We start from the raw sequence: 20,298 nt of genomic DNA, 5'->3' as shown, positions 1-20,298 counted from the left end.
CGCCCGGCGTCATGAACGTCGACTTCGAGGAGCGCATCGATTTCCGGCGCCTGCACCGCTATCGCTTGGCCCGTACGCGTCAAGCGCTCAAGAACTCCGACCTCGGTGCAGTGCTCACGTTCGACGCGAACAACATTCGCTCCATGACGAGCACGAACATCTGCGAGTGGTCGCGCGACAAGATGTGCCGCTTCGCACTGCTCGCGGGCGACGCCGATCCGCACCTCTGGGACTTCGGCTCCGCCGCCGCTCACCACCGAATTTACGCACCTTGGCTGCCGAAGACGCATTGCCATGCGGGCATGTTGGGTCTGCGCGGCGCCGTGCCGCCTACGTCCGGTCTCATGCGGGATGCCGCCAAGGAAATCAAAGACTTGCTCGTCGCCAACGGCGTGGCCGACCAGCCGCTCGGCGTCGACCTCGTCGAGCCCCCCATGCTCTTCGAGCTGCAGAAGCTCGGCCTCGACGTCCGCGACGCGCAACAAGTGCTGCTCGACGCGCGCGAGATCAAGAGCCAGGACGAGATCATGCTGCTCAACGTCGCGGCCTCGATGGTCGACGCCGTGTATCACATGATCTACGAGGAGCTGAAGCCCGGCGTGCGCGAGAACGACATCGTCGCCCGCGCCACGAAGATGCTGTTCGAGATGGGCTCGGACGACGTCGAGGCCATCAACGCCGTGGCCGGCGAGCGCTGCAGCCCGCATCCGCACAACTTCACGGACCGCATGGTACGCCCCGGCGATCAGGCGTTCTTCGACGTCATCCAGGCCTACATGGGCTACCGCACCTGCTACTACCGCACGATCAACGTCGGCCGGGCGAACGATGCGCAGCGCGACGCCTACAAGCGCGCGCGCGAGTGGATCGACGCGTCGATCAACCTCATCAAGCCGGGTGTCAGCACGGCTCAGGTCGCGTCGGTGTGGCCGAAAGCCCAAGAGCTCGGCTTCTCGAGCGAGATGGAGTGCTTCGGCCTCCAGTTCGGCCACGGCCTCGGCGTCGCGCTGCACGAGCGGCCGATCATCAGCCGCCTCGTATCGCTCGACAATCCGATGGAGATCAAGGAAGGCATGGTGTTCGCGCTCGAGACGTACTGCCCGGCGAAGGACGGCTTCTCCGCGGCGCGCATCGAGGAGGAGGTCGTCGTCACGTCCGACGGCTGCCGTGTGATCACGCTCTTCCCGGCCGAGGAGTTGCCGGTCGCGAATCAGTACTAGGCGGTCGAGAGCCCGCCGGCCGCGCCCGCTTCGCGCGGGCGCTGCGCCGGGCCTTTGACCTCTCGGGCACCCGAGCCGCCGGACGGCTCACGACACTCGAATAACAAGGCAAGCAGCAGTGGATGCATATTCGACGAATACCGCGGCTCCGCTCCGGGAGGCGCGCACGGCGCTCGACCCGGAAACACGCCTGAAGCTCTATCGCACGATGCTCGAATGCCGCGCCCTCGAGAAGCGCGCGTACGACCTCTTCATGCAGAACCTGATCAAGGGCACGAGCCATCTCGGGCTCGGGCAAGAGGCGGTCGCCGCCGGCTTCGGCGTCGCGATGCGCCCCGACGACTACACGTTCTGCACGTACCGCGGCCACAACCACACGCTCGTCCGCGGCGTCTCGATGACGCAGATCCTCGGTGAGCTGATGGGGAACTCGTCCGGCCTGATGCGCGGCAAGGGCGGCTCGATGCACCTGACCAGCATCAAGCACCACATGATGGGGTCGTACGCGATCGTCGGCGCGCATCTCACGATCGCGGCGGGCGCCGCGTGGTCGGCACAGTATCGCGGCACGGAGCAGGTCGCGGTCTGCTTCTTCGGCGACGGCGCCACGAACATCGGCGCGTTCCACGAGGCGCTGAACCTCGCGGTCGTCTGGAAGCTGCCGGTGGTGTTCGTCTGCGAGAACAACCGCTACATGGAGTACACCGCGATCGACCAGGTCACGGCCGTCGAGCACCCGGCGGCGGACCGCGCGAGCGCCTACGGCCTCGAGCCGGTGCTGATCGACGGCAACGACGTCGACGTCGTCTACGAGACCGCGCAGCGCGCGCTCGACCTCGCGCGGCGCGGCGGCGGCCCGAGCCTGATCGAGGCGGAGACGTACCGCCACGGCGGCCACTCGCGCGCCGATCCCGGCAAGTACCGGCCGGACGACGAGGTCAAGGAGTGGCTTTCGAAGGACCCGATCCCGCGCTACCGCAAGCGCCTCACGGATCTCGGCATCCCCGAGGACGCGCTCGCGAAGATCGAGGCCGAGACGCAGGCCGCGATCGACAAGGCCACCGAGGAGGCGAAGAACGCGCCGCCGCCGGACGAAAGCATCGCTTACAAGGACGTTTGGGCCGACGGAGGCAGCGCATGGCGGAACTGACCTATCGCGAGGCGGTCGCGGCCGGCATCGCGCAGGAGATGCGCCGCGACGCCAACGTCGTGTTCCTCGGCGAGGACGTGGCCGCCGCGGGCGGCGTGTTCAAGGCGACCGTCGGGCTGCTCGACGAGTTCGGTCCGCAGCGCGTCCGCGACACGCCGATCTCCGAGCAGGCGATTCTCGGTGCCGCGATGGGCGCGGCGATGACGGGCCTGCGGCCGATCGCCGAGATCATGTTCTCGGACTTCTTCGCGGTCTGCTGGGACATCGTCGCGAACGAGATCGCGAAGACCCGCTACATGACGGACGGTCAGGTCACGCTCCCGCTCGTAATCCGCTCCGGCAACGGCGGCGGCTCGCGCTTCGGCGCGCAGCACTCGCAGAGCGTCGAGAACTGGGCGATGGCCGTGCCGGGCCTCAAGGTCGTCGCGCCGTCGAGCCCGGCCGACGTCAAGGGGCTGCTCGCGGCCTCCGTGCGCGACGAGGACCCCGTGCTCTTCTTCGAGCAGAAGTCGCTGTACGCGACGAAGGGCGAGGTCCCGGACGGCGAGCACGTCGTTCCGCTCGGCAAGGCGAACGTGCTGCGCCAGGGCGACGACGTCACGATCTGCGCGCTCGCGCTGATGGTGCCGCGCGCGATGCAGGCGGCCAAGATCCTCGAGGAGCAGCACGGCATCTCGGCCACGGTCGTCGACGTACGCTCGCTCGTGCCGCTCGACACGCAGACGATCCTGGCCGAGGTCGCGAAGACCGGCCGCCTCGTCACCGTCGAGGAGAACCCGCGGCTCTGCGGCTGGGGCGCGGAGATCGCGTCCATCGTCGCCGAGGAGCTCTTTTGGGATCTCGACGGCCCGATCGTGCGCGTCACCACGCCGCACGTCCCGCTCGCGGCCGCGAACAACCTCGAGGACGCGCAACTGCCGAGCGCAGACAAGATCGTCGCGAGCGTCAGGGAGCTCGTCGACTGACGCGCAGCGGCGCCGCGATCGGGCGTCCGGCGCCGGGGGGAATTCGGGGCCTTTGCTTCACGGATAGGACGGATGGACGTATTGATGCCGCAGCTCGGTGAGACCGTCACCGAGGGGACGGTCGCCGCGTGGCACAAGCAAGTCGGCGACCGGGTCGAAGCCGACGAGATCATCCTCGACGTCGAGACGGACAAGGTCTCGATGGAGATTCCGTCGCCGGGCTCGGGCACGCTCGCGAAGATTCTCGTCGAGGCCGGCGAGACGGTCGCCGTCGGCACGGTGCTCGCGGTCGTGCAAGTGGAAGGCGAAGCGGCTGTGGAGCCGGAATCGACGCCCGCCCGCGCCGCGTCGCCGGCCGTCGCCGCTCAGGGCGCGAACGGCAGCAACGGGGCGGCGGTCGTCGAAGCCGGTGCGCCGCAAGCTGCCGCGCGGCGCGTAGCGGGGCGCCGGGCCGGTGAGCGGCTTTCGCCCGCCGTGCGCCGGCTCGCGGCCGAGCACGGTCTCGAGCTCGGGCGGATCGAAGGCACCGGCCGCGACGGGCGGATCACGCGCCGCGACGTGATCCGCTATCTCCAGAATCCCCCGGCCGCAGAGCGCGGGCCGTCGCCCGGGGCGCGCCCGCAAACGGGAACGCCCGGCGCCGCGCCGCGCCCGGCCGCGGAGCCTGCCGCCCTTCGCGACACCGGCCGTGCCCGGGCGCCGGTCTCGCTTCAGGGCGGCGTCGTGCCGTTCAATCGCATCCGCAAGCTCACGGCCGAGCACATGGTGCGCTCGAAGGCCACGAGCCCGCACGTGCTGCAGGCCGTCGAGGTCGACTTCGCGAACGTCGATCGCGTTCGGAAGGCGGTGCGCGAGGCGTGGCGCGGCAGACACGGTTATTCGCTGACGTACCTGCCGTTCATCGCGAGCGCGGTCTGCGAGGCGCTGCGCGAGTTCCCGCACCTGAACGCGAGCGTCGACGGCGACTCGCTCGTGCTGCACGAGCAGGTCAATCTCGCGATCGCCGTGGACCTGGGCCCCGAAGGGCTCGTCGCTCCCGTGATCCACTCGGCCGAGACCCGGTCGGTCGCGCAGCTTGCGGAGGCGATTCAGGACGTCGCGTCCCGCGCACGGCAGGGCCGGCTCAAGCCCGACGACCTCTCCGGCGGCACCTACACGCTTTCGAACTCCGGCACGTTCGGCACGCTGATCACCGCGCCGATCATCAACCAGCCGCAGGTCGCGATCCTCTCCACCGACGGCGTGCGCAAGAAGCCTGTGGTGATCGAGCAACCGGAAGGCGACGCGATCGCGATTCGTCCCGTCGGCATCCTCGCGCAATCGTTCGATCACCGCGCCGTCGACGGCGCATACTCCGCCGCGTTCCTCGATCGGGTCCGGAAGATCCTCGAACGGAGCGAGTGGTCGGTGGAGATCTAGGCTGCGGCGTCGCAGCACTCGCTTTTACAGATGCAGCATTCGCCGCACGATCCCGTCGTTGCGGAATCCGTGATACAGCGCACCGCTGACGTGCACGGCGATGACCGCGAGCAGCGCCCAGCACGTCCAAAGGTGGATGTCCGAGTAGAGGATGTTGAGCTCCTCGTTCTCGTAGCCCCAATGCGGCAGGTCGACGGACCACCACAAGGTCGTCGCCCATCCGCTGTAGGACGACGACAGGTAGCCGCTGACGCAGGCGGCCAGGATCAGCACGTAGAGCGCGACGTGATCGACCGCGGCGAGCGTGCGCATCCAGGGGCGCATCTCGGCAGAGCGCGTCGCCCTCGTCCGGTGCTTGAGCCGCACATACAGCAGCACGCCGAGCAGCACGACGATGGTCAGGCCGAGATTCTTGTGGAGCTGGAACGGAAACTCGCGGAACGTGAAGTCGTCCGACGGCAGCGGCAATGCGAGCATCCACCAGCTCGACGCGAAAAGAAAAATCGTCGCGACCGCGATCAGCCAATGAACGACGACGGCCGTCCGGGTGTAGGGCTCGACGTCATCATGAGTCAGCTCGCCGTCGGACGCGTCGTCCGTCGCGGTTGCTTCCCAGTTTCGAGCATCATCCATGGCGAATCACCCCCGCGCGACCGGCAGCAACGCCGATCGTCATCATCAGATGAATGAAGAACCACAGCAGGAACCCCCACAAGTAGGCGTCACGCAAGATCGGACCCGCGTTGACGGCGGCCACGAATCCCGCGGCGTCCACGAGTGCGAGCGCCCCGAACGTATAGACCGCCGCGCCGGGAGCCCAAGCGCGGCCTTCCAGCAGCGACGCACCGACGCCGATCGACAGGAGCGCCAGAATCGTCGCCGTAGCTGCCAACAGCGTCTGCACACCGGGGAACCAAGGAGGCGCCGAGACGATGTGATTGCGCACGTTGGCGACGAGTTGCTCGCACTCGGCCGCCGACAACCCTTCCTCGATCAGCTCGTCGGTCGGGCATTCGGCGTCGGGTAGCTGACCGCTCACCGGAGTCGCATTCGCGATCACCACCTGCTTCATCCACTCGGTGCCGCGCTCGGCCGTCAGCAAGACGCCGAGGACGACGGCGACGGTCCCTACCCAGCTCGCCCAGGCTGGAACGGCCTCTCCCCTCATGGTCCTCCTTCCGCGCCGCGGCACTCGCAGCACGGGGCAGCATCGCGCTCGAGCCAGTCTCGCACATCCGCAGCGCCCAGCGTCAACCCGCCGGCGCGGGCGGGATTCAGGCACCGCCCGTACTCTGAGCCGTGGTCACCAGCGAGCGCGGGAAAGAGAAGCCGGCCCGGCCGGCTGCAACCGCCGGGCCGCGCAAAACCCGTGTGCTCGACACGTGTTCTGCACGGGCGTACGCTGTCGGTGCTCTACACGGAGGAGCTATGCGCGGTTTCGCCGGAAAAGCGAAGGGGCCGAAGCGAACGGTGAGCCTTACGATCGACGCGGAGCTGTACCGGCAGGCCAAGGAGCTGAACGTGAACACATCGAAAGTCGCGGAGGAAGCGCTCGCGAACGAGGTCGCGCGGCGCCGAGCCGAAGCGCTCGCCGCCGAAATTCGCCTCGACTTGGCCGCCGTCAACGATTACGTCGAGAAGCACGGCTCGTTCGCCGATCTCGCCCGGGAGCATTTCGCCTCGGACGATGAAGCAGTTTGAGGTCTTCGCGAACCCAATCACCCGGGCGCGCCGCACTTACCCGTATGTCGTCGTGCTGCAATCGGAGGTCGCGCACATCGGCCGCGACCGCGCGGTCGCCCCGACCGTCCCTCGCGCTGCGTTGCCCGCCATCCCGGGGCGCCTCACGCCTTTCGTCAGGATCAAGGGAAAGGACTTCGTGTTGCTCGTCACGTCCTTGACGACCTTACCGGCCACGAGCCTCGGCACACCGGTGGCGTCGTTGGCCGATCGGCGCGAAGACATTTTCGCCGCGATCGATTATCTGTTCTTCGGCGTCTGATTCGGCCGAGCGCGACGCACGCCGCGCACAGCGCGAGCTCACCACACCGCGCAGCTCGCAGTCAGCCGCCGCAAGCGCCACCCGGCAGCGCGCTCGCTCAGGTCTCTGACGGGTAGAGGCAGAGCTCCCTGGCCGGGCTCGGCGTACCGGTCACGTACTCGTGGACCGATCGCAGCCCGTCCTCGAGCCCTCGGTAGTGGACACGCGCGAGGCTCTCCTCGAACGAGAACCACCCGTGCTGCGCATGCTCGGAGGGGTCGAGACGGACTTCGCCAGCGTTGCGCCTTCTCCTCGGACGTGTAGAGCAGCGGGAACTCGACAGCTGCGCCCCGCGCAGTTCTCGCTTCGCTCAGGCCCAGATTTCCTCGTCCGTCGGCACCTTCTTGCCGCTGATGACCTTGCCGATCCGCGAGACGTTCATCAGGTGCTTGTAGTCGAGGTTCTCGGAGATCGAGTTCCCGCCCCACGAGCCGCAGCCGAGCGTCGTCGTCGGCGCGAAGCCGTTCGTGAGCGAACCGCCCGCCGTCAGCGAGCTCGCCTGGTTCACGACGAGACGGCTGACCGGCAGCGCGACGCCCGCGCTGCGGATGTGCTCCTCGTTGTTCGAGTGAACGGCCGCGGAGTGCCCCGCGCCCTCGACGAGCAGGTTGGCCTTGGCCTTCTCGACCGCCTCGGTGAACTCCTTGTACGGCAAGATCGCAATCACGGGGCAGAGCTTCTCGCGGGCGAGCACGTCCGCTTCGCCGGCGCCGCGCGCGGGGACCAGAATCAGCCGGGCCGACTCGGGAACGTCGACGCCCGCCATGCGGCCGACCTCACGAGCCGGCTTGCCGACCACGTCCTTGTTCAGCTGTCCGCCCGGAAACACGACGTCGCGAATCTTCTGGATCTGCGCCTCGTCGTTCGTGAACCATACCTTGCCGGTGGCCGCGAACGCCTCGAGCGTCTCCTGGTAGCGCTCCTCCGGAGCGAGCACGAACTGCTCGTGCGAGCAGATGATGCCGTTGTCGAAGGCCGCGCCCGCGACGATCTTCTCGACGGCTTCCTTCAGATCGACGTCGCGGTCGATGATCACCGGCACGTTGCCCGCGCCGACACCGAACGACGGCTTGCCGGACGAGTAAGCGGATTTCACCATCGCGGCGCCGCCCGTGGCGACGACGACGTCGACCGAGCGCATCAGCTCCTGCGTCTTCTCCACGGAGCCGTTCTCGACCATTTGGATCAGATCGTCGGGGCCGCCGTGCGCCTTGACGATGCGCATGAACTCGTTCGTCAGATGCCGCGTGCACTTCTGGGCCTTCGGGTGCGGCGCGAAAATCACCGCGTTGCCGGTCTTGATCGCGAACATGCAGTTGCACATCGGCGTGACGATCGGATTCGTGACCGGCGTGACGGACGCGACGACGCCCATCGGCTTGGCCACGAGCACGAGGTTGTTCTCCGGCTCCTCGCCGATGACGCCGCGCGATTTCTTGCCCTTGAGACTGTTCCAGATGATCCTTGCCTTGCCTTTGTTCTTCAGAACCTTGTCGCTGTAGTCGCCGATGCCCGTCTCGTCGACCGCCATGCGCGCGAGCATTTCGGCGTTGTCGTAGACGTACTTGCCGATGTCGCGAACGATCGCGTCCACCTGCTCCTGAGAGAACGCCTCGAAAGCCGCCTGCGCGGCACGTGCTTTCTCGACGAGATTCTGGATTTCCGTATCGGGCGCGGCTGCGCGTTCGGGCATGCTCATGGGCTGTCCCTCGATAACCGTTTCGAAGCACCCATTATAGACAGGCCGGCCGCCGTTTCGGCTCCCGCGAATCGCCGCAGCCGGAGTCCGGCCGACAGGGCCCGCGCCCCGGACGCGGGACCGAGGAAGCGCAGCAGAAGAGAACTCCGCAGATTGCGAAGCTATCTTCCCGACGACGAATGCATATACTGGCAGCGGCGCTTCCGAGGGGGGTTCCATGCCGCGCTCTGCCATCCTGTTCGTGCTCGTCGGCGCCGTGCTCGCCGGCTGCGAAAGCGGCTCGTCCACGGGCCCGGAGGCGGTCGAATTCACGCCCGCGCCGCCGCCATCCGGCGAAGGCTTCGTGGCCGTCTACGCCCCGCCGATCGACGTCGGCCCCTACCCGAGCGACCTCTACAATCCCACGGGCCAGAAGCTCGAGGTGCCCGAGCGCATCACGAGCCCGCTCGCCGAGGCGCTGAATACGCTCGACGGCTTCTCGACGACGGCTCCGATCACCGTGCCGTTCAACGGACCGGTGGATCCGGAGACCCTGGTACCGTTCGATCCCGCGAACCCGCAGTCGGGCGGCACCGTGTTCGTTTTGAACGCAACCGCCGGTACGCCGCTCGTCCCCGGCCTCGACTACGACGTGCGCGTCTCGACGGCGGCCGGGACCGGCGGCGGCCTCGTCGAGATCGTGCCGCTCGTGCCGCTCGAGCCCCGCACGCAGTACGCGTTCATCCTGACCGACGGCATCGAGAACACGTTCGGCGAGCCGGCCTCCGCGGACACCGTGTTCGGCGCGGTCCGCGACGCGCACCTCGCCGGCCTCGGGAGCGTGCCGGGCACCCCGGAGCTCGATCCGCTCTTTCCGGCCATCACGCCGCTGATCGACGCCGGCGTCGGGCTCCTCGGCATCCCGGGGGAATCGATCGTCGTCGCGTGGAGCATGCGCACGCAGTCGGTCGGCGACGTGCTCGAGGCCGTGAGCCAGTCGGCGACGGCACGGCCGGCCGTGCTCGAGCCGCTCGGGATCAGCACCGGCGAGCTCGGGCTGGGGCTGCCCGGCATCGCCGACGTGTATGCGGGCACGATCGCCGTGCCGTACTTCGGGGATCCGGCCAATCCGCTCGCGAGCTTCTGGGTGAACGCCGATCTGATGCCGCCGAACGCGGCGAACCCCGTCCCCGTCGCGCGCGTCCCGGAGCTTCCGATCCCGCTGCTCGCGACGCTCCCGAACGCTCAAAGCGGCCACCCGGAACCGGCGGAAGGCTGGCCGGTCGTCATCTACGTGCACGGCATCACGTCCAACCGCACGACGATGTTCGCGATCGCGGACAGCTTCGCCGCGCAGGGCTTCGCGGTCGTCGCGATCGATCTGCCGCTGCACGGCGTCAGGGACACCGAAAGCCCGTTCTATCAGGGCCCGGGCACGCCTTTCGGCGACAACGAGCGGCATTTCAATCTCGACAACGTCGGCGACACGGGCGTGTTCGTGCCGGACGGCGAGATCGACAACGGCTGGCAGATTCTGAACCTGCAGAACCCCCTGAACGCACGCGACAACCTCCGTCAGGCCGTCTCCGACCTGATCCAGCTCGCCCGCACGATTCCGACCCTCGATTTCGACGGCGATCAGGCTCCCGACCTCGACGCCTCGCGCATCCATTTCGTCGGCGCGTCGCTCGGCAGCATCATCGGCAGCGTGTTTCTCGGCGTCGACACCGACGTCCGCACGGCCACGCTCTCGAGCCCGGCGGGGCCGTGGACCGCGATCCTGACCGACCCCGAGGCGGTGGTCTTCGGCGATCCGATCCGGGACGCGCTGGCCGCGCAAGGCCTGCCGCCGGGCACGGCGAATTTCGACAACTTCGTGCGCGATCTGCAGGCGATCATCGACCCGGTCGATCCCGTGAACTACGCCGTGAGCACGCGCGCGTTCCACCCGCTCCACGTGATCGAGGTGCGGGGCGACACCACGGTCCCGAACGCGCCGACCGATTACCTCGCCTCGCTCTGGGGGCTGCCGACCGTGAGCACGGACGCCATCGTGCCGGCGCCCGGCACGGTGAGCGGCATCGTGCGCTTCACGGCCGGCGGGCACGGGTCGTTGCTCGATCCGTCGATCGACCGGGCCGTGACGACGGAGATGCAGACTCAAGCCGTGACGTACGCCGCCTCGAACGGCAGCGTGATCCCGATCAACGATACGAGCCTCGTGGAGTGAACATGACGCTATGCCGCGAACGCCGCTCGTCTTGCTGACGCCGCTCGGCGCCGCGCTCGCGGCGCCGGATGCCGCCGCGCAGCAGCAGCAGGCCGGGCCGATCGAGGAAGTCGTCGTCACGGGCACGTATATCCGCCGCCAGTCGCAGTTCGACTCGCCCTCGCCGCTCGTGACCGTCACCAGCGAGGACCTCCGCGCGCTCGGGGTCAACGAGATCGGCGACATGATCGTGGATCTCACGATCAATACCGGCTCGCAGAACAATGCCGACGCGTTCACCCAGAACCTGACGACCGGCACGAGCAACGTGAATCTGCGCGGTCTCGGCGTGAGCTCGACCCTCGTGCTGATCAACGGGCGGAGGCAGACGCAAAGCGCGGTGACGACCGACCGCGGCGAGAACTTCGTCGACACGTCGTCGCTGCCGCCGATGATCGCGTTCGACCGCGTGGAGGTGCTGAAGGACGGCGCCACGGCGCTCTACGGGTCGGACGCCGTCGCCGGCGTCGTCAACTTCATCACGCGCGATACGTTCGAAGGCTTCGATCTCGAGCTCGCGCTGCAAACCGTCGACGCGCATCCGCAGGACGATACGCAGCTCAGCGGCGTCTACGGCGTCGGCAACGACCGCACGCATCTTCTCGCCGCCTTCTCGTACCTCGACCGAGAGCCGCTCACGACGAACGACCGCCGGCTCTCGACCCCGGCCGACGATCTGAGCCAGGCGGGCAACCCCGGCTCGTTCCTGATCCCGTCGCTGCCCGGGAACCCGGCCTACCAATCCGTCTGGACCGCCGCGTTCGACAGCAACCTGAACGGCGTCGCCGATTTCGTCGAGCCGCAGCTCGGGTTGGACCCGGTGCCCGACGCGCGGCCGCCGGTGTTCGCCGACCAGGATTGCACGACGATCGCCGCGCAGGACCCGAAGGTCGTGCCGGGCATCGTGCAGTCCGTGCCGAGCCCTGCCGGCCCGATCCCGATCGGACTGTGCCAGTTCGACTTCGGCAGCTTCTGGTCGATCGTGCCCGAGGAGCAGCGCGCGAGCGCGTACGTCGAAGTGGATCACTTCTTCAACGACCGGATCGAGGGCCAGGTCGAGCTCCACTTCGCCGACAACGAGGCGAAGCGCAACAACTCGCCGTCGTTCCCGTTCGCGGCGTTCCCGACGGTGGCGGCCACTCACCCGGACAACCCCTATGGGACCGACGTGCTCTTCATCGGCCGCGTGATCGGCGCCGGCGGCACCGCGATCGAGAGCATCCACGAGTCGGACACGTGGCGGCTCGCCGCGTCGCTGACGGGCACCCTCGACGACCTGATCTGGGAGGCGAGCGTCCAGTACAGCGAGAACGACTTTTTCGGGAGCGCGCCCGACGTCCTCGTCGACCGCTTCGACGCGGCGATCAACGGCTTCGGCGGACCCGAGTGCGATCCGGAGACCGGCACGCCCGGCGTGGACCCGTGCCTGTACTTCAACCCGTTCGGCACGGCGCTCACCGGCACGGGCACGATCAACCCGCCCGAGCTCTTCGACGACATGATCGACTTTTTCAGCTTCGATGCGCAGAGCGAGCTCGCGACGGTCGAAGGCTTCGTCTCGAAGCCGCTCGGCGAGCTCGCGGGCGGCACCGCGGGCCTCGCCGTCGGCGCGCAATATCGCGGCGAGGAGCTGACGTACGACTACGACGAGAACGCCAACCGCGACAACTTCCTGTTCGTCACGGGCAATCCGGACTTCGGCGGGGATCGCAACGTTCAGGCGGCTTTCGTCGAGCTCGCGCTGCCCCTCACCGAAGCGCTGAACATGCAGCTCGCCGCCCGCTACGAGGACTACGGTCCCGTCGACTCCACCGACCCGAAGGTCACGGTGCTGTGGCGGCCCACGCCGTCCCTCTCGCTGCGCGGCTCGGTCGGCACGGCGTTCCGTGCGCCTTCGCTGTACCAGTCGTTCGGCACGCAGACGACCCTTGCGGAGCTCATCGATCCGAACGTCGGCACGCCGCAGTTCTTCCCCGTGCGCACGCAGCCCGACCCGCAGGGCGATCCGCTCGAGCCGGAGGAAGCCGACGTCGCGAACATCGGCGTGAGCTGGTCGATCACGGACTCGCTGCAGCTCGGCGTCGACTACTGGTCGTTCGACTACTCGAACGTGATCATCCAGCAGAACGCGCAGGCCATTCTGAACGCCGCGGCGCAAAACGATCCGCAGGCGCGGAGCCAGGTGATCCGCGACCCCGTGAGCGGATTGCTGCTGCGCGTCGACTCGTTCTACGACAACGCGTCGTCGCTCGAGACCGACGGGTTCGATCTCTCGATCGTGCAGACGCTCGACGCGGCGCGCGGGTCGTTCCGTTTCGGCGGAGAGGCGACCTACATCGCGAGCTATGACCTCGTGGACCCGCAAGCCGGCGCCGTCGACGGCGCGGGGCGGCGGAATTTCGCGAACTTCGCGACGTCGGCGCCGGAGTGGCGGGTCAACACGTTCATGGGATGGCAGCGCGAGAATCACGGCATCAACGTGTTCGTGCGCTACATCGACTCCTACGTCGACGATCAGGTGGCCCTCGGCGAGGGCCCGGAAGCGTTCACGCCGATCGACAGCCAGACCACGGTCGATGCGCAGTACTCGTTTCGCTTCGACCGCGACTTCGGCCCGCTCCTCACGTTCGGCGCGATCAACCTTTTCGACGAGGATCCGCCGCACGTCGCGACGAACGGCGGGTACGACTCGAAGGTGCACGACCCGCGCGGCCGGCTGCTCTACGCGAAGGTCACGTTCGAGCTCTAGCGCCGGCGCCGCCCCAAAGGAGAACCGGCACATGGACAAGCAAGCCGCTTCCGGCGCCGTCCGCTCGCACAAGATCGGCTGGATCGGCGCAGGCGGCCGCATGGGCTTCGTGATGGCCGAGCGGCTGCTCGAGGCAGGGTGCGACGTTGCCGTCTACAACCGCACCCGGAGCAAGGTCGAGCCGCTCGCCGAGCGCGGCGCCGAGCTCGCGGAATCGCCGCGCGATCTCGGCGATCGCGACATCGTCTTCACGACCGTGTCGGCGTCGAACGATCTCGTCGACGTCACGATCGGCGCGGACGGCGTGCTCCGCGGCGCACGGCGCCCGAAGCTCCTGATCGACTGCTCGAGCGTCTCGGAAGAGGCTTCCGCCGAGGTGCGCGCGGAAGCCGCCCGGCACGGGACTGCGATGCTCGCCGCGCCGGTCAGCGGCAACGCGAAGGTCGTTCGCGCCGGCAAGCTGACGATCGTCGCCTCCGGTCCTCGAGCCGCGTTCGAGACCGCCGAGCCCTATCTCGCGATGCTCGGCCGCGGGGCCGTCTACGTCGGCGAAGGCGAGCTCGCGCGGATGGTGAAGATTTGCCACAACCTGCTGCTCGGCGCCGTCGCGCAGTCCCTCGCTGAGATCACCGTGCTCGCCGAGAAAGGCGGCGTCTCGCGCCACGACTTCCTGCGCTTCATCAACGACAGCGTGATGGGCTCGATGTTCACGCGCTACAAGACGCCGGCGCTCGTGAACCTCGACATGAAGCCGACGTTCACGCCGGTGCTGCTGCGGAAGGACTTGGACTTGGGGTTGGAAGCCGGCCGCCGGCTCGGCGTGCCGCTGCCGGTGACCGAGGTCACGCGCGACATCGTGAATCGCGCGGTCGAGGCGGGCCGCGTCGACTGCGATTTCGCGATCCTGCTCGTCGAGCAGGCGAAGGCCTCGGGGCTCGTGCTCGAGCCGGAGAACGTTCAGGTCGACGACGGCCTGGCCGAGGCCACGTAGCCGACGATCCGGGCCTGGCGAGTCCACGCCGATCCGGGCGGCGCGAGCGGCGCCGGCCCGCTCGGCGCACGCCATGGCACGCCGGCGGGAAGAGCCCGCCCCTCGCTAGCCCACGCTTCCCTGGAAGGCTCGTCGGCGAAGCACGCCCGCGGCGGAAGCACCCGCGCTAGCTATACATGGCAGAGCTATGTATAATGCCGCTATGCATACGATCCGCCGCCTCGACCGCTCCAAGACACCGCCGCTGCGATGAGCATCAACAAGGACCTCGTCGCGGCGTCGTCCACGCCCCTCGTGCTCGCCATCCTGGCCGAAGGGGACAGCTACGGGTATGCCATTCTGAAGCGGGTTCGCGAGCTGTCCGGGGGCGCGCTCGAGTGGACCGACGGCATGCTCTACCCCGTTCTGCATCGATTGGAGCGCTCCGGCCTCGTCCAATCGCGGTGGCAGAAGGCGGAGTCCGGCAGGCGCCGGAAGTATTACCGGCTGACGGCAGCCGGGCGGGAGCAGCTCGCCGACGAGCGCCGCCAATGGCGGACCGTCGACAGGACGCTCCGAAACATCTGGTCGGCGCTGGCCGATTCCGTCGACAGCGATGGAAGCGCCGACCCCGTGCCCCAGCGGAGTTGAGTCATGGACGGAAAGCGCCCGGGCGAGCCCGCGGTGGAGTGCGTCGAGAAGCAGATCGATTCGTGGCGGGCTCACCTCCGCAAGAGCCGGGCGATTTCCGGCTCGGACGCGGAGGAGCTCGAAGATCACCTGCGCGAGCAGATCGCCGCGCTCGGTGCCGGCGGGCTCGCCGACGACGAGGCCTTCTTGGTGGCCGTCAAGCGCCTCGGGGCCATCGACGCCCTGACACGAGAGTTCGCCCGTGAGCATTCGGACCGGCTCTGGAAGCAGCTCGTTCTCGCCGGCGACGGATGGGCCGGCGCGGCGGATATGCCCGCCATCGACGCGTCGCGAAAGCTGTGGGTCGCCCTCGCACTGGCCGTCGCGGCAGGCATCGCGATCAAAGTTCCGGCCCTCTTCGGGATCGGCTTCGTCGACCGCGCCCCGTTCTACGCGCTCAACCTCGGCTTCTTCACCCTTCCCTTCATGGTCGCGTACTTCGCGTGGGAGCGGCCGCTTCCGCGATCGACCCGGTGGTGGCTGGCCGCCGTCTTCGTGTTGGCGGCGATCGTCGTGAACGCCTTCCCCTTCTCCCCTTCGCCGGGCGCCGACACCGAGTTCCTGACGATTCTGCACCTGCCGATCGCCCTGTGGCTCGCCGTGGGCGTGGCCTACGTCGGCGGACGGTGGCCGGGGAGCGATCGGCGGATGGATTTCGTCCGCTTCACCGGCGAGCTTTTCATCTACTACGTTTTGATCGCGCTCGGCGGCGGCGTGTTGATCGGCCTGACCTTCGGCCTCTTCCAAGCCATCGGTATCGATGTGCAGCGGCAGGTGCAAGGGTGGATCCTGCCTTGCGGCGTTGCGGGCGCCGCCGTGGTCGCCATGTGGCTCGTGGAGGCGAAGCAGAGCGTCATCGAGAACATGGCGCCCGTCCTGACTCGGATCTTCGCCCCGCTCTTCGCCCTCGTGCTCCTCGCATTCGTCGCGACGATGGTGTGGACCGGACGCGGCATCGACGTCGAGCGGGAGGTGCTCATCGCCTTCGACCTCCTGCTCGTCGTGGTCTTCGGCTTGCTGCTCTACTCGGTCTCGGCCCGCGATCCGTCGGCGCCTCCGAGCCTCCTCGACTGGATTCAGCTGACGCTGGTCGGGAGCGCGCTCGTGGTGGACGTGGTGGCGCTTTGGGCGATCGGGAGCCGGATCTCGGACTTCGGGTTCACGCCCAACCGGGTCGCGGCTCTCGGAGAGAACCTCGTCCTCCTCGTCAATCTGGCCGGCTCCTTGATCCTGTATGCCCGGTTCGTCCGGGGCGGCGTCGCCTTCGCGCGCCTGTGCGCCTGGCAGACGTTCTATCTCTACGTCCTCGCCGCCTGGGCGGCGGTGGTCGCGTTTCTTTTCCCGCCGCTGTTCGGATTCGCGTGAGCGCCGAAAGAGGCGGAGCCGGCTCCGATCGAGCGTGCCCGAATCAGCTCATTAGAAGGCCCCGCCGACGGCCCGGGTCGTCGTGAAGGGGTCTTTGCGCGGTTCCGCGTTCTGACGAGTTCGTCGCAGATACTCTTTTCCCGCTTCGGACGTCAGCTCGCTGAAAGCTTCCCATTCCTCCTTCGTCGTGCAGATCCCCTTGGGTATCCGCGAGCCGGTCACCTTCACTTGCCGGCACTCTTGCCGCTGCGATTCGGGCGTTCGATCGACAGCATCAACGACGGCCGTCACGGGTATCGCCTCGTCGGCGGCTTCGTCGGTGCTCGCTTCTTCGGACGCGCCGTCCAGGCCATGGGCTTGCCGGGCGACCGAAGTCGCCGGCGCCGCCTCGGCCTCGTCGTCAGCGGCCGCCGGAAGCGCCGTGGCGAGTACCGTCAGGCCGATTGCAAGAGCGATGCCCGGCAAGACACTCGCCGCCGGCGGTGGCGCGGCCCGTCGTGCTCGGTGCTTGGCCGATACAGCCATTTCGAAGGCCCTCCTGCTTGGCAATCTTTTCTTTTATGGGATCTCCGCGAGTATACGATGAAACCGACGCCCGATTCAGTACACTCAGACCGCCTTTTGGGTCGGGGTGAGCGGCTTGCCCCAAAGCACGGCCGGCGGAGTCTCGCAGACCACTTCGACCCCTGTGGCGCTTACGCGATCGATCGTCGTTTCCCGGCCGCGTCGGCTCAGGCTGATGTCGAGCCGGCCGTTGGCTACTTCGATACCGGCCACGGTCATGTGAGACAACCACGGCGGCAGCCGCGGTTGAACGTAGCACCGGCCCTGCGGCGCATCGGGCACGAGGCCCAAGACGAGCTGGACGATCATGATCGGGACGGCCGCAGACCAGGCCTGAGGAATATTCGCTTCCTGGTATGGGACAGGCACGCCGTGCGAGCGCGGGAAACCGCCGAAAAGCTCGGGTAGCCTCGAAGATTCGAAGCGGCCCGCGGCCTCCAGGATCGCCTGCATCAACCTGAACGCCGCGTCATGCTCGCCGTATCGCCATAGGCCCGCCGCCGCGAGCAGCGTGTCGAACGGCCAGACCGACCCTCGCTGATACGAGAGCGGGTTGTAGGCCGGATTGTGCGACGACAGGGTGCGCAATCCCCACCCGCTGAACATATCGTCGGCCAGCAGGCGCCGTGCCACCGCAGACGCGCGGTCGGGTCGTGGCAGCCCGCACGACAGCAGGTGGCCGGCATTCGACGCGATCGCGTCGACACGCCGCTTGTCCTTATCGAGCGCGAGCGCATAAAACCGAGCTTCCTCGAGCCAGTAGCGCTCTTCGACGAGGCGGCGAAGCGCGTGCGCTTTCCGAAGCTCTGCCTGCGCCTCTTGCGGTTGCCGCACGACGGCGAGCAAGTCCGCCATGGCGAGCCGAGCAGCGTAGAGGTATCCCTGCAGCTCCACGGTCGCAAGGGGCAGCTCGGGCTGTCGGCCATCGCCGTCCACGATCGCATCCCCGGCATCTTTCCACCCTTGGTTACGGTAGCCCTTGCGGCTGCGCGTCGCGTACTCCTGAAGCCCGTCGCCGTCCAGGTCGCCGTGCCGTTCGCACCACTCGAGCCCGCGCGTCGCCGCGTCGATGTGCCGGTAGACGAGCTTGTCGTCGCCGGTCCACCGCCACGCATTCCACAACGTCAGGCAGTACAGCGACGGCGCATCATGAGTGCCGAAATAAGGCGAGTACGGCAGCTCCCCCCGGAAAGTGAGCTCGTCGTCGCGCAGCTCGTGCGGAAATTTCCCCGGCTGCTCGTCGCGAAAATCGTCGCGCTCGCGCGCCTGATGCGCCTCCAGAGCGGCCAGGGCACCCTTCGCCGACCAGGCGCCGTCCAAGCCTGCCATGACGGCCGGCAGCAACGAATCGCGGCCGAATAGAGTCAGGAACCACGGCACACCGGCGGCGAGAAACGGCAGCGCCTCACCGCGCTCGATCGCGAGCGCATGAAGATCCTCGCGCGCACACGCGAACGCCTCCTCGAGCAACCGTTCCGACTGCAGAGTCAGCGCGCTTCTCTTTTCGGGAACACGTTGCGGTTGCGTTGCGTGCGGATCGCCGGCGAGCTTGAGGATGCGACGCTGAACTTCCGGCTCGGCGTCGAGGCAACAATGCCAGCTTTTCGCGTGATCGAGGGCAAGCACGAACGTGATTCGCGTGCCCGCAAGTGACATATCACGTTCACTCGAATCGATGCGCACGTGCAGCGCGCGCCGGAAGCCGCCTCGCTCATACCGGAACGTCAGGCCTTTGCCGCGTTCGCTGATCTTCAGCATGCGCAGCGGCGCGCGAACAGAGCCGCCCTTTGCCTCGAATAGATCGGTGAAATCCGCGTCCAGTTGCAGGGTAAACCGACATAGCACCGGGCGTTGTGCATACGCCTGCAACGCAAAGTCGTCATGCATCGCCCCGTCGACGCGACGGCTCAGCGACAGCGCCAGCGTGCCCGCTTCGAGCAGCCCGCGCTCGTCGCGCAAGGTGGGATTCTGAAAATGCCATTGGGCGCTGCCATGGCCGGTCCGTGCCTGGCCGAGCAGCGTCCAGGCATTGCCGCCGACCTGAAACTTGTAGGTCGAGAGCACGCGCGTGTCGCCGGCGAAGAGGCCGTGGCTTCTTCCGCGTGAAGTTGTCCCGTGATGTCCGAGACGATCGCGACGCCGCTTCCATGGAGCACGATTCTCGGCTGAAAGATGCGCACGCCTCCGTTCATTGCAACGGCACGTAAACCCAACCGAGGGTCAGGCCCCAAATCGCGTGCAGCAGAATCGTCGTGAAAGCGAACCGGGATGAGCCCGTCTTGCGGCCCATGAAACCCAGCCCGGACAGCGGCGCGACGACGGAGCCGGCGAGCACGAGCGCGAGGACCTCGCCCCACAGCAGTCCTTCGAGCGGCCGCGGCCACGAGAGGTTCGGCTCGATGACGCACGCCCAAAGCAAAACGAGGCCGATGCTGTTCGCGAGATGCGAGGCGAAACCGAGCAGCCAGGCGCTGGTTCGATCGGAGACCATGTAACGGCGGCCGTAATCCGAGATGTCGACGGATACGAGACCGGGAACCTGTCCTGCCCAGAGCCCGGCGATCGCCATGAGATATCCGGCGATCAGGCCCGCGAGCAGCACGCCGCCGAAATCGACTTCACGCCAAGTGAGAAATACCACGTCCGGAGTCTCACCTTGCGGCTCAATCGAGCCGCATCGAGTAGAGGACCTGATGGACGTCGTCGGGATCCGGCTGCTCGACGAATCCGAGGTGCCGAGCAAGGCTCCGCATCCGGTAATTGGTCGCGGAATCGATCGAATACAGGCGCTTGACGCCGTGCGAGCGTGCATGCTCGATCAGGCGCCGCAGCAGCAGCGTCGCAAGCCCTTTGTGCTGCCAGGCGTCGGCCACGGCCACGGCGATCTCGGCCTCGTCGCACGGCGGCTTGGAGGACGCGTAGCGGCAGAGCCCGACCTGGCGCTCACCGTCGCGGTCGCGGGCCATTGCGACGTACGCCATGTCGTGAACGTAGTCCGGCGCGCACAGCCGCTCGAGCTCCGCGGGTCGAAGCTCGGTGACGCCTCCGAGGAACAGCAGGTGTCTGCTGTGGGCCGAAAGCTCGCGGATGAATCCGGCCTGGGCGGCCGCGTCCTCGGGTCGAATCGGGCGGGTCAGCACGCGGCTGCCGTCGCGCAGCGTCTCCGTCCGCTGCTCGCTGGTTGGAATCGTCATGGCTCACCTCCGGTGGCCGTTCCG

17 protein-coding genes and 1 pseudogene are annotated in these 20,298 nt (G+C 67.8%); 11 read left to right on the top strand and 7 right to left on the bottom strand.

The window, feature by feature from the left end; all coding sequences use genetic code 11:
• From VF329_12500 to VF329_12485, 4 genes are all read left to right on the top strand, one after another.
• Positions 1-1,220 (top strand): M24 family metallopeptidase (locus VF329_12500; GenBank protein ID HEX7081824.1); only part of this gene is annotated, 1,220 nt, incomplete at its 5' end.
• Positions 1,221-1,428: 208 nt separating this feature from the next.
• Entirely contained in the window at positions 1,429-2,370 is a 942-nt protein-coding gene (locus VF329_12495; GenBank protein ID HEX7081823.1) for a thiamine pyrophosphate-dependent dehydrogenase E1 component subunit alpha, read from the top strand.
• Positions 2,358-3,335, top strand: a complete 978-nt coding sequence (locus tag VF329_12490; protein ID HEX7081822.1) for an alpha-ketoacid dehydrogenase subunit beta — start codon at positions 2,358-2,360, stop codon at positions 3,333-3,335. The genes VF329_12495 and VF329_12490 overlap by 13 nt, the downstream gene beginning before the upstream one ends.
• A 72-nt stretch (positions 3,336-3,407) precedes the next feature.
• Entirely contained in the window at positions 3,408-4,754 is a 1,347-nt protein-coding gene (locus VF329_12485; protein ID HEX7081821.1) for a dihydrolipoamide acetyltransferase family protein, read from the top strand.
• 24 nt (positions 4,755-4,778) lie between these two features.
• Here VF329_12485 and VF329_12480 read toward each other — a convergent pair whose 3' ends face one another.
• The gene (locus VF329_12480; protein ID HEX7081820.1) at positions 4,779-5,387 is read right to left on the bottom strand and encodes a cytochrome b/b6 domain-containing protein; all 609 of its coding nucleotides are present in this window, start codon (positions 5,385-5,387) and stop codon (positions 4,779-4,781) included.
• Positions 5,380-5,922 carry a hypothetical protein gene (locus tag VF329_12475; GenBank protein ID HEX7081819.1) on the bottom strand — a complete coding sequence of 181 codons (543 nt, stop codon included), beginning with the start codon at positions 5,920-5,922 and terminating at the stop codon, positions 5,380-5,382. Before VF329_12475 ends, VF329_12480 begins: the two co-directional genes overlap by 8 nt.
• Before the next feature lie 302 nt (positions 5,923-6,224).
• Here VF329_12475 and VF329_12470 point away from each other — a divergent pair, with 302 nt between their 5' ends.
• Both VF329_12470 and VF329_12465 read left to right on the top strand, forming a co-directional pair.
• A complete protein-coding gene (locus VF329_12470; GenBank protein ID HEX7081818.1) occupies positions 6,225-6,455 on the top strand; it encodes a type II toxin-antitoxin system CcdA family antitoxin in 231 nt (76 codons plus the stop codon).
• Complete coding sequence (locus VF329_12465; protein HEX7081817.1) at positions 6,442-6,756, top strand: CcdB family protein; 315 nt, start codon at positions 6,442-6,444, stop codon at positions 6,754-6,756. Before VF329_12470 ends, VF329_12465 begins: the two co-directional genes overlap by 14 nt.
• Before the next feature lie 349 nt (positions 6,757-7,105).
• Here VF329_12465 and VF329_12460 read toward each other — a convergent pair whose 3' ends face one another.
• Positions 7,106-8,488, bottom strand: coding sequence for an aldehyde dehydrogenase family protein (locus VF329_12460; GenBank protein HEX7081816.1), 1,383 nt, complete (start codon positions 8,486-8,488; stop codon positions 7,106-7,108).
• 223 nt (positions 8,489-8,711) lie between these two features.
• Between VF329_12460 and VF329_12455 the strand changes: the two genes are divergently transcribed.
• The 5 genes from VF329_12455 to VF329_12435 all read left to right on the top strand — a co-directional run bounded on the left by VF329_12455 (position 8,712) and on the right by VF329_12435 (position 16,516).
• Positions 8,712-10,703: a hypothetical protein gene (locus VF329_12455; protein HEX7081815.1), complete on the top strand. Its 1,992-nt coding sequence runs from the start codon at positions 8,712-8,714 to the stop codon at positions 10,701-10,703.
• Between the two features lie 10 nt (positions 10,704-10,713).
• Positions 10,714-13,491 (top strand): TonB-dependent receptor, encoded by a 2,778-nt coding sequence (locus VF329_12450; protein ID HEX7081814.1) that lies wholly within the window; start codon positions 10,714-10,716, stop codon positions 13,489-13,491.
• A gap of 31 nt (positions 13,492-13,522) precedes the next feature.
• Complete coding sequence (locus VF329_12445; protein HEX7081813.1) at positions 13,523-14,482, top strand: NAD(P)-dependent oxidoreductase; 960 nt, start codon at positions 13,523-13,525, stop codon at positions 14,480-14,482.
• 249 nt (positions 14,483-14,731) lie between these two features.
• Positions 14,732-15,112 carry a helix-turn-helix transcriptional regulator gene (locus VF329_12440; protein HEX7081812.1) on the top strand — a complete coding sequence of 127 codons (381 nt, stop codon included), beginning with the start codon at positions 14,732-14,734 and terminating at the stop codon, positions 15,110-15,112.
• 3 nt (positions 15,113-15,115) lie between these two features.
• Positions 15,116-16,516 carry a permease prefix domain 1-containing protein gene (locus VF329_12435; GenBank protein HEX7081811.1) on the top strand — a complete coding sequence of 467 codons (1,401 nt, stop codon included), beginning with the start codon at positions 15,116-15,118 and terminating at the stop codon, positions 16,514-16,516.
• Positions 16,517-16,567: 51 nt separating this feature from the next.
• Here the strand turns inward: VF329_12435 and VF329_12430 are convergent, their stop codons facing one another.
• The 4 genes and pseudogenes from VF329_12430 to VF329_12415 form a co-directional block, all read right to left on the bottom strand.
• A complete protein-coding gene (locus tag VF329_12430) occupies positions 16,568-16,981 on the bottom strand; it encodes a hypothetical protein (protein ID HEX7081810.1) in 414 nt (137 codons plus the stop codon).
• 144 nt (positions 16,982-17,125) lie between these two features.
• Positions 17,126-19,189: pseudogene (locus VF329_12425) on the bottom strand (glycogen debranching N-terminal domain-containing protein).
• A 79-nt stretch (positions 19,190-19,268) separates the two neighbouring features.
• Complete coding sequence (locus VF329_12420) at positions 19,269-19,721, bottom strand: hypothetical protein (GenBank protein HEX7081809.1); 453 nt, start codon at positions 19,719-19,721, stop codon at positions 19,269-19,271.
• A 22-nt stretch (positions 19,722-19,743) separates the two neighbouring features.
• Positions 19,744-20,274, bottom strand: coding sequence for a GNAT family N-acetyltransferase (locus tag VF329_12415; GenBank protein HEX7081808.1), 531 nt, complete (start codon positions 20,272-20,274; stop codon positions 19,744-19,746).
• Between the last annotated feature and the right edge of the window lie 24 nt (positions 20,275-20,298).

This window comes from Gammaproteobacteria bacterium (assembly GCA_036381015.1).
In the GTDB taxonomy this organism is placed as follows: domain Bacteria; phylum Pseudomonadota; class Gammaproteobacteria; order Steroidobacterales; family Rariloculaceae; genus ZC4RG20.
This window is presented reverse-complemented; position numbering and strand designations above follow the sequence as displayed.